Genomic DNA, 13,331 nt, shown 5'->3' with positions numbered 1-13,331 from the left:
TTTCATTAACCGCCAAGAACACGAGTCCCTATGCCATTTATTAGCAAGCTAGGTATCCTTGGCGGTCAACACCTGAAGAAATCAAGCTGTCAAAGCTACTTCTTGCGAGTTTCTCACACAGTGCTGTCACCTGTGATTTAGTTCAACGGCTCGTCTGTGATTTGCGCGTTCTCTATAAAGACGCCGTCATCATTAGCGACGATACCGCTTACCCGAGTTCCCTCCGGTGTCTGAGCTACGCGACCAACTCCCGAGGCAGCTGTGCCACTGGCTGCGGTATATAGTACGTTGCCACCCGCATTCAACTGCTCAGCGATGTCGGCCTTAATAGAATCGCGAACGACTTTTACAGCTCCGTCTGCTAGTGCAGCTTCCAACGCTTCCAACTGTGCCTCTTGGTTGTGTTCAATGGTTGCTGCGATCGCTGAAGTATTTGGCGGTAAGTCTGAGCCAATATCTTTCATTTCAGCTTTTAGCGGAGTACCCTTCAACTTACCTACGAGCGCCCCAATAACACCACCACCCGCAGCCACCGCAGCAGCTGGTGGTGCAGCTAGCAAACCAACCAAGCCACCGAGTACACCACCTGTAACAAAACCCTTAGCTATACGATGTTTCGAGTCAGTGATCTTGAGGTTGCCGTTGTCATCATTGACAACGACGGCAGCATCTACGATGTCGATTAATCCCGCCTTCTTGCCCTGCTTAAGATCAGCCATAACCTTACCTGCACCGTCGGGCGTGTTGAAGGCTGCCACAATCACCTGAACTGGATTTTTACTCATGATTCATTTCTCCTTATTTGTATTTTTGAAAGGTAGAGACTGGCGAAATCTGTGAGAGTCAAATACTGCAACATCAGGCACTTGGTTACGACGAGGCCTCCCATGCCGCCCAAGATTACATGAACAGCGCCCAAAGTTCCTGCATCGGTTTGGCACACATCAACATTACTGTCTGTGCTTTTAGCAATAACTGCGATCACATACAGGATTAAGTCCACTTGCTGATGCAGCTTTTTAAATTCATTGAAAAAATTAGTCAAATGGCTGCTGCCAAAGGTAAAACAATGCTGAACAAGTAATTTGACTTGTAGAATTTTCTGTCCATTCAGGCTCAAGCCAGGAATACACCAGCTATTCCATACTCACGCTCCCAGCTACTGCCGCAAGTAGCAGTGCAGCCAGTAGGCTGAGTAAGCCAACCCTAATAAAGACTTCAGGTTGATAACAGTTTTAGGGATTTTAGTACTTTTGTATGGGTAATGTATGGGGGGAGTCCAGTGTAACTGATGTTTGTAGATCTAGCACACACTACCTATTTTTGAATTTTCCCTATTCATATAGCCAGTTGCAAGGGCAGATAAGACAGTTAAGCTAGATTGAGTCTAAGCTAGATCGCCCGAAAAAACTAAACTATCACTAGACCAAAAAGTTCTGTTTGATTCTCTACACCGATGCGAGCAAGCAACTCAAACCTAGTACTTTGCCAGTTCTCCAGGTGTTATAGTATCCAAGACAATTTCCTTAGTAAAGTAGCCCAACCCCTGAATTATTCGGGCGACGCAGCCAGTCCATCCAGTTTGGTGACTAGCACCAATTCCCGCCCCATTATCTCCGTGGAAATATTCGTAGAACAGAATTAGATCGCGCCAGTGGGGGTCTGTTTGGAACTTCTGCGTGCCACCGTAAACCGGACGGCGACCGAATTTATCCTTAAGAAAAATGCCCACAATTCGCTCGCTCATTTGCTGGGTGATGTCAAACAGCGATAGGTATTTACCAGATCCTGTGGGGTATTCAAAGGTAAAGGAATCGCCGTAGTAGCTATAGAGATGAAGTAGCGATCGCAACAGCAACATATTGACAGGCATCCAAATAGGACCGCGCCAGTTAGAATTGCCACCGAACATGCCTGAGGTAGAGTCACCGGGAACGTATCCTACTTTGTACTCCTGTCCAGCGTGGTAGAAGCTGTAAGGATGCTGCAAGTGATAGCGGGAAAGAGAACGAATCCCGTAATCGCTGAGGAACTCTGATTCATCCAGCATTCTGGAGAGAACACGGCGCAGTTTGTCTTCGTTCAAGATAGACAACATCAGCCGCCCTCGCTCACCAAGCTTACTGGGGAGATGGACATTGTCAGTCAGTTCGGGATGCTGCAAAATGAACTTTTGTGCTTCTGTCTTAAAGCGCGGCAGCTTTGCAAAGGCTTCACGTGGGAAAACGGCAACTGCCATCAGTGATAATAAACCCACTAATGACCGCACTTTTAAGCGGGTGGAGTTGCCATCAGGAAAGCGCAGCACATCGTAGAAGAAGCCGTCTTCTTCATCCCACAGTTCGTCTTGGTATTCACCAATCTGATCCATAGCTCCAGCAATCCACATGGTATGTTCAAAAAACTTGATCGCAAAGTCTTCGTAGAGCGGATCATGGAGTGCCAATTCAATCGCAATCTGGAACATGCGCTGACTGAAGAACACCATCCAGGCAGTGCCGTCTGCTTGATCGAGGTAGCCACCTGTGGGTAACGCTGAACTACGATCAAATACCCCTATGTTGTCCAGTCCCAAAAATCCACCTTGAAACAAATTGTTGCCACCTTCGTCTTTGCGGTTGACCCACCAAGTGAAGTTGATCAGCAATTTGGAAAAGGCGTATTTAAGGAATTCAATATCGCCCACACCGTTGTTCCGTTCGCGATCGCGGGTGTAAATTTCCCAGGTGGCAAAGGCATGTACAGGTGGATTCACATCGCCAAAATTCCATTCATAGGCAGGAATTTGCCCGTTCGGGTGCAAGTAATCTTCTTGTAGCATCAGCAGCAGTTGATCTTTGGCAAAGTCCGGATCGATTAAACTAATGGGAATCACGTGAAATGCCAGATCCCAGGCAGCGTACCAGGGATATTCCCACTTGTCTGGCATGGAAACAATATGATTGTTATGCATGTGAAACCAATCGCTGTTCCGCACGTGCCTCCTGTTGGCTGCCGATGTCCAAGGAGTAACGTTGCGCTCCCTTAGCCATTGATTTAGGTCGTAGTAAAAGTATTGTTTCGTCCACATCATCCCTGCCAGTGCCTGCCGCATGACATTGGTGCGATCGCTATCTGCTAAAACCGATGGTGGAATCACAGTTTTATAGAACTCATCCGCTTCCTGAATACAAGTCACAAACGTTTGCTCGAAGTCGGTGCTAAATGGCTCGCTGATCTGAACTGGAGCATGTTTTGAAAGGCGCAATCGGATCACCTTTGTCTCGTTTGCCCCAACAGTAATTTCATAATGGGGTGAGACTTTTGTGCCAACATTGCTGGGATTAACAGCATCTTGCTGTCCATGCACAATGTAATTATTGATGCCATCTTTTACATAGGGACTGGCATTGGGTGTGCCAAATAACCTCTGATTGTTCGTTTCATTCTCCGTAAACAGCAGCGTAGCTACACCATCACAGTATAAGTAGTAATCGCTGATGTTTTGATTCAGCAGGGTATCAGTAATGTGGGCATGAACCACACTGTTAGCTGTTCCCTCAACCTTGGTTAATACAGGCTTGGCTCCACCGTCTGCCCAAGACCAGGTGTTACGAAACCAAAGAGTTGGTAGGACATGAATGGGAGCAGTTTCCGCTCCTCGGTTGATAATGCTGATTTTAATCAAAATATCTTCGGCATCTGCTTTGGCGTATTCTACAAACACATCAAAGTAGCGATCTTCGTCAAAGATGCCCGTATCTAACAACTCGTATTCCAGTTCATAACGGCTACGGTTACGATTAGTGCTAACTAAATCATTTTGAGCCACTCCCCCGTTTTGAAAACGGGGGATTCAGGCATCAAACAGAGATTGCAGTCTGAGACTGTCTAACATCTCCTACGCCTAGAGTCGAACTCCCGACTCTTTTAATATTAAGACTGGCGTTTTCATCTCTATCATTTTCAGATTGACATGAAGGACAACGCCAGCGTCTAATCGACAAATCCAATTTTTCTAAAATGTGTCCACAGCTAGAACAAGTTTTTGTGGATGGATACCATTGATCTACAAACACTACTTGTTTATGTTTCTTCTTAGCAATCCATTCTAGAATTTGCAGAAATTCACGCCTCGCCAAGTCTGATATTTTCCTACCCCAAAGACGTTGCATTCCTTTAAGATTTAAGGTTTCAAAACAAAGCACATCAAAATTATCTGTTAATTTATGAGCGAGTTTCCAAAACCAATCACGTCTACGATGAGAAATATCCTCATATTTGCGAACTAGATTTTTTCTAAATCGCTCTCTGTTTGATGAACCTTTGAGTTTTTTAGAATGCTGTCGGCTAGCTTTCCTAATGGCATTTAATGATTGTTTTAAAAATTGGGGAGACTCAATTTTTGTTCCGTCCGAGCAAGTGAGGAATGTTTTTAATCCAAAATCAAATCCCGCTATTCTACCAGTCGCAAACTTGATTTTTGAATTAGAACAATCATCAACAACTATAATCATAAATAGCTCGCCTAAAGGAGTGCGTTTTATGGTTAAGGTTTTGACTGTTCCCTCTATCTCTCTCGACTTCCAAAATTGATAAACTTTGTTCCCAATCTTGACTCGATTTCCACCTAAAAACTTGTATCCAGATTGTTTAAGAGTGAATGATTTGTATTTCTTAACTTTTTTAAATCCTGGCGGTCTAACTCCTTTTTTGTTGTGTTTAAAAAATAATTGGTAGGCTTTCTCAATGCGTTGACAAATATCTTGTACTGATTGAGAACCTACTGTTTGCCAAAATGGATTACATTTCCGCAGTTTGGCAATATGAGATTGAAGTTTTGCACAGCTTAAGTGTTTGCCCCACATTCGATAGTAGCGTTTGTGTAGGGCAATACAATGATTGTAGATTATCCCACTCGCGTTAATCATGCGCTTGAGGAATCTATTTCTTTTGTGCTGATACAGTTTAAACTTCAGGGTTTTCATGTGATTATGATATCATCAGTGGTGTAGATAATCAATACTCATCTACATGAAAACTGTTTATAATCATTACAATCATGCTGTTGGATTAGCTACTGTCCATTTAATCTGGATACCATGCAGACGCGCTCGTGTATTCGCTAATAACGAAAACTTAAAACTTCGATGCATTGAAGTATTCCAGTCTGTTGCTAATGACAAGAAGTGGATTATCAAAGCATTAGAAGTTGCGCCGGATCATATACATCTACTAGTTGAATATGATCCGCACCACTCAATATCTCAAATAGTTAAAGCTTTTAAAGGAAGGTCATCAAGACTACTAAGAAAAGAATTTCCAGAATTATTGAGATTACCTAGCTTATGGACACATTCTTATATGTTTGACACGACTGGAAAGATTAGTACTCAGAAGGTTTTAGAGTATATTAATGACCCCCTTCACGGATGAATAAATTCATCATGTTCGCTTATATCCGCCCTTTAGAAAAAGGCGGCTTTACGCATCACGATTCGTAAGGAAACTCTGCCTGGGGGTATTTGTAGAGGTACTTCATGTACGAGTGGGTAGGCGTGCTATCGATGTAGAAGTAGTACTCTTTTACATCTTCGCCGTGATTGCCTTCGCTGTTAGTCAACCCAAACAACCGCTCTTTAAGGATGGGGTCCTTGCCATTCCATAGCGCCAGTGCAAAGCAGAGTAAGTTGTGGTTGTCGCTGATCCCGCCCAGTCCGTCTTCGCCCCAGTGATACGCCCGCGATCGCGCCTGATCGTGGGGAAAGTAATTCCAGGCATTGCCATCAAAACTGTAATCTTCGCGTACCGTTCCCCACTGGCGTTCACTCAAATACGGTCCCCATTTGTACCAATCGACTTTGCCAGTACGGTTTTGTTCAAGCCGTTGTTCCTCTGCGGTCATAGAAGACTCCTGCTGATCTAAATATTTGATTTTCTTTCAGACTTCAATCTAGGCAATACTGCATCAAATTCTCGATAGATGCTTACTAATTGCCCAAGGCACGATGATCATCCAAGCGCCCGAAAATAGGAAACTAATTCCTGTGAAGGTGCCTAGCAACCAAACTGCATCTATAGGCCACCGATATAAAATTAAAATCCCTAAGATAATTGCGATGATGCCACTGAACAACATCCAACCCCATTGTGGATCTGGACGCACTTGGAATGCCGCAATCACCTCAAAAATACCCTGAACTAAGATGACCCATCCAAAGGCTAAGGTGAGGGTGAGAGTAGCCCCAAAAATGTTGCTCAGTAACATAATCCCGACAATAATGTAGACAATCCCAATCAATAGTTTTAGCCAGAAACCCCGTTGTCGCCTAGACTGAAAGGCGTAAATTGTTCGGACGATACCTACGAAAAAAAAAGTCCAGGAGAGGACACGTGCAACGGCGACTGTAGCAATGAATGGTTCTGCGATCGCTGCAATACCTAGCACAATCATCAAAATGCCCAGCGCAATCAACCAGCCTAAATTTTGTCTTACTTCTATTAATCGTTTCAGTGTTCATTATCAGTTCTCCTGTCCAATTCCTGAACTCGCTCCGGTAATCAATCTCCAACGAAAAGGAGAAATAATTTATCCATTTGGTTGTCTCTAAAGTCACATTAAATTTGCAAAGGCTTGCTTATATTCTCAAAAATTGCTATTTTTCCCGAAAGCAAGCAATCCTGCTTACAAGCAAAAAAAGTAGTGGTTTATATTAAAATTAACGTCAGAAAACAATCAGAAAATGCTCAAAAACAACAACCATGAGAATACAAATCCCAGCGTATTTACTCCCATAGATATCATTGCCTGGTATGTTTTAAAGCGTTTACATCTTTGCAACTAGGAAATAACCCTTATATGCATAACTTGAATTAAATGCAGTTTTTGCAATTTTTCTATTTTAGTCAAAGCATTGTCTGCGCAATCAGTAATGTTGAAATGTCATCTGGTTAGTACTGACGCTATCTCGCTCTTAACTTGATATTCAAATGCTAGTTAGTATGCAAATGAATTTTTAGAGCAATAATCAGTTTTTCAGAGTGTTGATTTTCGCTTTTAAAGATAAATTGGTGATAATTTCTCTTTAATATTAAAGCATATTTATAATTATTGTTCTTTAATATTTAAGTATCTAGATATTGTCAAATTAACAGATATAGTTCTGATTTTTTGAGACTAAAGTCATATTGTGATGAAATTCATCATCAGAGAACGAGATTTTAATTGGATTGTTTCAAGCTCTATTTTCAATGATTTTCAAGTTGTGAGTTAACTTGACAATAACACTACACTTATTGATAGAACTCTTGCACGAAATATTTGAAATCTTCCCTTAATCCCCCTTGTTAAGAGGGGAAACAATACAATAACCCCTCCCTTAGTAAGGGGAGGGTTGGAGTGGGGTTTTGAGGATTTATGCAACAGGTCTATTGACTTGATGAGTCTTGCTAATGCTCAGTTGATACTTTTGATATTTCTAAGCGATCGCGTCAACTACTTTGCTGTAGCTCTTGCCAATTCATTTGGAGTTAAAGACTGAATTAGACCTAAGCTCATATTCTGGTTAGAAATGTATTTAGCATAGCCAGCATTCAAATAGGGAGAGTATTTCGACATGCCACCAACGTAAGTTTGCAAGAAAGGCATACTTAACATACTTATGTAACGACGTGCTTGTCTTGGATCATCTCCGACTAAGTTTGAAGGTAACGGCATTTGTTTAGAAGTTTTACCACTCTCGCCAATAGTAGAAAAATGTGTTCCACCAGCAAGTAAGACGAGATACTTGTGAGAATTTGTAATCCACGAGAAGGGTTGTATTTGTTCATACAAGGCAGGTGCGATTGTATCATCACTGCCAGCAACTATCATGACTGGAATTTTAATTTGACTTAAGCCCGCTTCACCAAAGATACTGCTGGTAATTGGGTTAATTGCAATCACAGCTTTAACTCGCTCATCTCGCAGGTTATAGCTAATACCATAGTTGTTGCCATGTAATTCTAAAGCACGACACTGGAATAGCAAAGACATGTTCCAAGTTTGTTGGAGTGCTTGTTCATTACAGTCTTTATTTAATTGCTTAAAGTTAATCTTTGCACCAGCTAAAGCTAAAGCTGTATAACCACCAAAAGATTGCCCAATTACACCTACTTGTTGTAGATTTAGCCGATTCTTAAAGTTAACATCATTCTCTAATCGATCTAATATATATTTTATATCTAAAGGACGATTGTAAAATTCGTCTGCTTGTGATATTTCTTTAGCACTGCCATTAAGTAGCGATCGCAGTTGTTGAGTATTGCTACCTGGATGATTAGGAACGATAACAGCAAAACCGTGGGAAGCTAGATATTCAGCCAAATATCGAAAGTTGCTGCTGTCTGTACCTAAACCGTGAGAAATAACGATCACGGGTACTTTGCTACGGGCGTTAGGAAGATAAACATCGCTGAGTAAAAGCCGTTCCCGTCCTCTTGCACCATCTATTTGATTCAACGAGTTTTTTGTCACAACAAATTTTCCCTGATGCCGTACATCTGGCAATTTAGAAAGATTGAGTGATGGCGGAATGTTAGCAGCTTCTGTGGCAGACTTTTGAAAAACTGCTGCTACGGCACGGTTGGTGTCATTCACCAGTTTTGTTAGTTCTGCTGCAATACCCAGAGTACGTGCTAAGTCAATATGAATGCTAGAGTTGGGATACTTCCGCACCAAATTTAATAGTGTTAAGCCTCCTGGTTCATTTGCTGCTAATATCAACGCCGATCGCAAAGCATGGAATCCTGGATTTGGTTGGCGAGATTCGGTTCTAATTACTCCTCCTAAGCGTTTTAGCAAAAATTCTCCCTGGGGCGTATAGAGAAATTGTGATACTGCCACAGGATCAACCTTAATCGGACTAACTAATACCCGTCGCAACTCCTGAAGTTGTTCTGGTTTGAGAAATTGGGTATAAACTGCCAATTCTTCATCTACTAAGCCGTTTGTAGCGAAGTTTTCCAAGGCTGTAACGGAAACAGAACGTTCTATGGCTGAATAAGATGCATAAATTCGTTCTGCTGCTAAGGCTGAATGACTCAACCCAAAGGTTGGCAGCACCGTAGATAGAACCAGCAACTGCCAATTTTTTTTGAGGGTGCTGACCCACTTACGAAACAAGCTATTCATCGTTCAACTATACACAGTGATGTTGTTGACGAGGCGTGTATTGTGGTAGTTATTCCTACACCCTGGGTTTAGTTTTTGTGATGCGCCTCTAATTTATGGATTTTTTGCAGTTTCTGGGAAGTTTGAAATTCAAAATTGAGTTTCAGTCAAGTCTACTGGATAAGTTGAGTTACCTACCTAGTCGTCGAGTAAATCAGCTAGCTGATACTAACCATGACATCATATCAAATAAAAAAAACATACGCTTGCGTATGCATATCAGAAATATTTAAAATGCTCTTAACTTGATGAAATCAAGAGTAATAGTACTGATTAAATTTAACTAGCGTTTACCCAAAGCGATCGCTACTGAACTAGTAATAACTAAAGCTGCTCCTAATATTCCTACTAGAGTCAGTTTTTCGGGAGCGATTAAATTAGGTACGATTACTGATATAAATTCTACTGACAATAAAGTGATAATCGGAGTAGAAGCCAATACAGCACTTACGCGCGAAGCTTCCCAGTGTTCTAAAGCTTCCGAAAAAGCACCATAAGCAATCAGAGTATTTAAGGCACAAAATAGTAATGTTATCACATGAAAAAAATCAAGAGATAAAATTGTTTGTGGTTTTGCAAACCCAGAGAAAAATAATGTACAACCTCCATAAATTATTAACATTATATTAGTAGAAGATAAAGATTTTAATAACTGCTTTTGTGCTAAAGCATAGACTGCCCATGTAACTGATGCTAATAAAATTAAACTGCTACCTAGTAGATATTTTTGATAAGAATTAAAAACAATTTTATTATTTATAAATAGTTGATGTGTATGAGATGGATTAGTGTTTTGAGAACTTGCTACAAACGATAGCAAAAGTTGTTCGTGAAAAAACAGAATAAAGCCAATAGTTAGAATTCCCAAGGCAAGCCACTGAATTAGTGTATAGCGTTCTCGGAAAATGACTAAACCTCCCAAACCCATGAGCAAAGGCGCTAATTGGATAAGAAGTTCGGCAATATAAGGTGAAGTTAACGCCAAACCTTGGACGAAAAAAATGTAATTAAGAGCTAAAAAAATAGTTGCGATCGCTAATAGTTTCCCAGAAGTAGAACTTATTTGTCTATGTGTAGGTAATTTCCGTTGCACACCTAAATAAATTGCTAACAAAACAAACGCAACCAAAAAACGAAACCAAGTTACAGTGTATACATCTAGTTTTTGTAATGTTACTGATAAAGCGATGGGTAGAATTCCCCACAAAAAAGCAGTGAGTAGTGACAATGCTAGTCCTAAACGCCAGCGACCGGATGTTTGATGAATTTTAGTCATTAGTCAATTGTCAATAGTCAGTAGTCAATGGTCAATTGTCATTAGTAAAAAACTCTGAACCCTTGACAATTGACACTGGACTCCGCGTAGCGGATCAAAAGAAATCTGGCATCCAAGGAGATGCTCCTGTAAATATTTGTGTAGCTGCTAAAAGTGCTGATTCTGTTGCAGTCAATTTCTTGGTTAGTTGTAATTGCTGGGGTGTAAATAAGCCTGTGTATAGAGGTGCTAGTCCTTTAACATTTAGCTGTAACTCACCTTTACCGCCACTTGTCACTTCACCACGACCATGAGAAACAGCAAGAATAAATTTACCGTTGTTTTCAGCAAACAAATCATCTTGAATTTCTAAATGCAATTGGGCTTCTATCCCGGGTGGATAACCCCGCATCTCTAGCGCCTTAACAACATCTATTACCCGCAGCATCCAACGTGTGGTTGATTTGATCTTGGCTGTTTGCTCCGGTAGCAGTAATGCTAGAGAATCAACAACAGAACTGCGCCAGCGTACTTTTTCTATTTGCGATCGATGACCAGCGATAAAATTCCAGAAAGATTGTAAAGCCGCAGTTGTGAGTAACACCCAATCTTTAATTCTCAATATCGAACCATTTTCTGTCCGGTGTTGGCTGAAAATAATATAACCTTCAGGTTGATTGGCTGAACCAACTAAATAAGTGTAGACTGTTTCCTGTTCCTCTGGTTTGTTTAATCTCTCCCAGATTGCTTGATGTCGGTTTAGATGTCCATTAATTAATCTGGCTTTTTGCTGATAAAGTTCATTTAAGACTTTAATATCAAAATCAACACGCACAACAGGAAGTGGTTGTTCCGTGGTTGGGATAGTCTCACAAGGAATTTCCCACGCACAAAAGCTTCCTCCTTGTTCGTATCCTGCTTTGCGGTAGAGGCGTTGAGTAGCAGGATAAAGAACAGACAGGGGTACACTCCTGGCATGGAGTTCTTTGAGAGTGTGTCGCATCATCGCTATGGCCGCTCCCGTCCCACGATATTCTGGAGCAATACCAACAGCAGCAATTCCCCCTATGGGTATAGGCTGACTACCCCACCACTGTCCCATCGGGATAATTGCTAGTCCCCCAACTATTTGCCCTTGTTGATGCAGGATACGGAAATTTTCTACACCAATACTGTTGATGTAGCTTTCTTGATCCCCTGGTGTGCCAATAAAACACTGACCAAGGATTTCCCCTAATTTTTTCTCATCTTCGACATTGGCAAGCTTGCTGTATTCATATACAGGTGTCATACTAACTACCGCTTAGCATTAACAAACTACAAGCATACTACAAAAACACTACTGTTGGCGCATCATCCTAAAGATTCACCCGAATGGAGGAAGTTACAGCAATTTTGAATTTTGAATTTACAGCAATATTACACAATACTTCCCCTGCCAATTTGGTGTTAAATTTTCTTTATTCTTTGTTCTTTGAATTAGCAGCGAATATAACAACCACTAACCACTGACAATATTTATGACCGATAATTCCTTGATGGTACAAGACCCCAAATAAATCTCGTGGAACCAATCCAAAATCTAAAATCTAAAATCCAAAATCGGATGACTCGTGTTATCGGTTTAATCAGTGGCACATCTGTAGATGGTATAGATGCTGCTTTAGTAGATATTTCCGGTACAGACTTTGATTTACAAGTAGAATTGGTAGCCGGAGTAACATATCCCTACCAAGATGATCTTAGAGAACGTATTTTGGCTGTTTGTGCTGGTCAAGCCATCTCAATGGCAGAGTTGGCAGAATTAGATGATGCAATCGCAATTACTTTTGCTCAAGCCGCACAAAAGATTCAGGCTGATCACCAACCAGCTACTTTAATTGGTTCTCACGGTCAAACAGTCTACCATCGACCACCTGGCTTAGGTAAGACTCTTCCTAATTCCCAATCCCTTGGTTACACTCTCCAACTTGGTCGCGGTGCTGTTATTACTCAATTAACGGGCATAACAACTGTAAGTAACTTCCGTGTAGCAGATATTGCTGCTGGTGGTCAAGGTGCGCCCCTTGTATCGCCTGTAGATGCTGCTTTGTTCAGTCATCCTCAAGAAGCACGTTGTATTCAAAATATTGGTGGTATTGGTAATCTTACTTATTTACCTCCTCGGCAAAATACTCAGCAAGATAAGTGGTTAGAAAAGATTCGTGGTTGGGATACAGGGCCAGGAAATAGCCTATTGGATCTGGCAATACAATATCTAACGAATGGCACAAAAACCTATGATGAAAACGGCTCTTGGGCTGCTAGTGGAACCCCTTGCCATGCCCTAGTCGAACATTGGCTTGAGCAAGAGTACTTTCATCTACCACCACCAAAGTCTACAGGTCGAGAATTATTTGGTGTTGATTATCTGCAAGAGTGTATCAAAGATTCTAAACAATACCAACTCAGTTCCGCAGATTTACTAGCAACTCTTACAGAACTAACAGCAGTTTCTATTGTTCATAATTACCGCTCTTTTTTGCCAAAATTGCCAGAAAGAGTATTTTTATGTGGTGGTGGTGGTCGCAATCTTTATTTAAAAAATCGGTTACAACAGCTTTTAGAGCCAGTACCAGTTTTAACAACAGATGAAGTGGGATTGAGCGCAGATTTCAAAGAAGCGATCGCCTTTGCAGTCTTAGCCTACTGGCGACAATTAGGCTTTCCTGGTAACTTACCAACTGTTACTGGAGCAAGCAAACGAGTGTTGTTAGGAGAATTGACATACTCACCGACCTCAAGGTGCGGTGATTCTTGACGGTTCACAGCAACTTGCGTGACCTTTAGTCAATAGTCATTTGTCATTTGTTACTATTTATTCTCCCCCCCCACTCCTCACACTTC

Annotated in this window: 10 protein-coding genes and 1 pseudogene; 2 read left to right on the top strand and 9 right to left on the bottom strand. The window is 41.4% G+C overall.

Features of this window, described 5'->3' with window-relative positions; genetic code table 11:
* Positions 1 to 137 precede the first annotated feature (137 nt).
* The 4 genes from RS893_RS10510 to RS893_RS10495 all read right to left on the bottom strand — a co-directional run bounded on the left by RS893_RS10510 (position 138) and on the right by RS893_RS10495 (position 4,967).
* Positions 138 to 719, bottom strand: coding sequence for a DUF1269 domain-containing protein (locus tag RS893_RS10510; RefSeq protein ID WP_315791112.1), 582 nt, complete (start codon positions 717 to 719; stop codon positions 138 to 140).
* A gap of 62 nt (positions 720 to 781) precedes the next feature.
* Positions 782 to 1,120 (bottom strand): hypothetical protein, encoded by a 339-nt coding sequence (locus RS893_RS10505; protein WP_315791111.1) that lies wholly within the window; start codon positions 1,118 to 1,120, stop codon positions 782 to 784.
* Between the two features lie 357 nt (positions 1,121 to 1,477).
* A complete protein-coding gene (locus RS893_RS10500; RefSeq protein ID WP_315791110.1) occupies positions 1,478 to 3,811 on the bottom strand; it encodes an MGH1-like glycoside hydrolase domain-containing protein in 2,334 nt (777 codons plus the stop codon).
* A gap of 31 nt (positions 3,812 to 3,842) precedes the next feature.
* Complete coding sequence (locus RS893_RS10495) at positions 3,843 to 4,967, bottom strand: transposase (protein ID WP_315787367.1); 1,125 nt, start codon at positions 4,965 to 4,967, stop codon at positions 3,843 to 3,845.
* Positions 4,968 to 5,013: 46 nt separating this feature from the next.
* Between RS893_RS10495 and tnpA the strand changes: the two genes are divergently transcribed.
* Positions 5,014 to 5,415: an IS200/IS605 family transposase gene (gene tnpA / locus RS893_RS10490; protein WP_315787365.1), complete on the top strand. Its 402-nt coding sequence runs from the start codon at positions 5,014 to 5,016 to the stop codon at positions 5,413 to 5,415.
* Positions 5,416 to 5,479: 64 nt separating this feature from the next.
* Here tnpA and RS893_RS10485 read toward each other — a convergent pair.
* The 5 genes and pseudogenes from RS893_RS10485 to RS893_RS10465 form a co-directional block, all read right to left on the bottom strand.
* Positions 5,480 to 5,884: pseudogene (locus RS893_RS10485) on the bottom strand (MGH1-like glycoside hydrolase domain-containing protein); the annotation flags it as partial.
* 63 nt (positions 5,885 to 5,947) lie between these two features.
* A complete protein-coding gene (locus RS893_RS10480; protein WP_315791109.1) occupies positions 5,948 to 6,433 on the bottom strand; it encodes an HdeD family acid-resistance protein in 486 nt (161 codons plus the stop codon).
* A 1,041-nt stretch (positions 6,434 to 7,474) separates the two neighbouring features.
* Entirely contained in the window at positions 7,475 to 9,151 is a 1,677-nt protein-coding gene (locus RS893_RS10475) for an alpha/beta hydrolase (RefSeq protein ID WP_315791108.1), read from the bottom strand.
* 322 nt (positions 9,152 to 9,473) lie between these two features.
* Positions 9,474 to 10,466, bottom strand: coding sequence for a DMT family transporter (locus RS893_RS10470; RefSeq protein WP_315791107.1), 993 nt, complete (start codon positions 10,464 to 10,466; stop codon positions 9,474 to 9,476).
* A 94-nt stretch (positions 10,467 to 10,560) separates the two neighbouring features.
* Positions 10,561 to 11,736 (bottom strand): GNAT family N-acetyltransferase, encoded by a 1,176-nt coding sequence (locus tag RS893_RS10465; RefSeq protein ID WP_315791106.1) that lies wholly within the window; start codon positions 11,734 to 11,736, stop codon positions 10,561 to 10,563.
* A 315-nt stretch (positions 11,737 to 12,051) separates the two neighbouring features.
* On the opposite strand from RS893_RS10465, the gene RS893_RS10460 reads away from it, so the two are divergent.
* On the top strand, positions 12,052 to 13,245 hold the full coding sequence (locus RS893_RS10460; RefSeq protein ID WP_315791105.1) for an anhydro-N-acetylmuramic acid kinase: 1,194 nt from the start codon (positions 12,052 to 12,054) through the stop codon (positions 13,243 to 13,245).
* The last annotated feature ends 86 nt before the right edge of the window (positions 13,246 to 13,331 follow it).

Origin of the sequence: Fischerella sp. JS2, assembly GCF_032393985.1 — a bacterium.
Classification (GTDB): Bacteria; Cyanobacteriota; Cyanobacteriia; order Cyanobacteriales; family Nostocaceae; genus Fischerella.
Note: the sequence above shows the minus strand (reverse complement) of the source record. Positions and strands in the feature narration are given on the sequence as shown.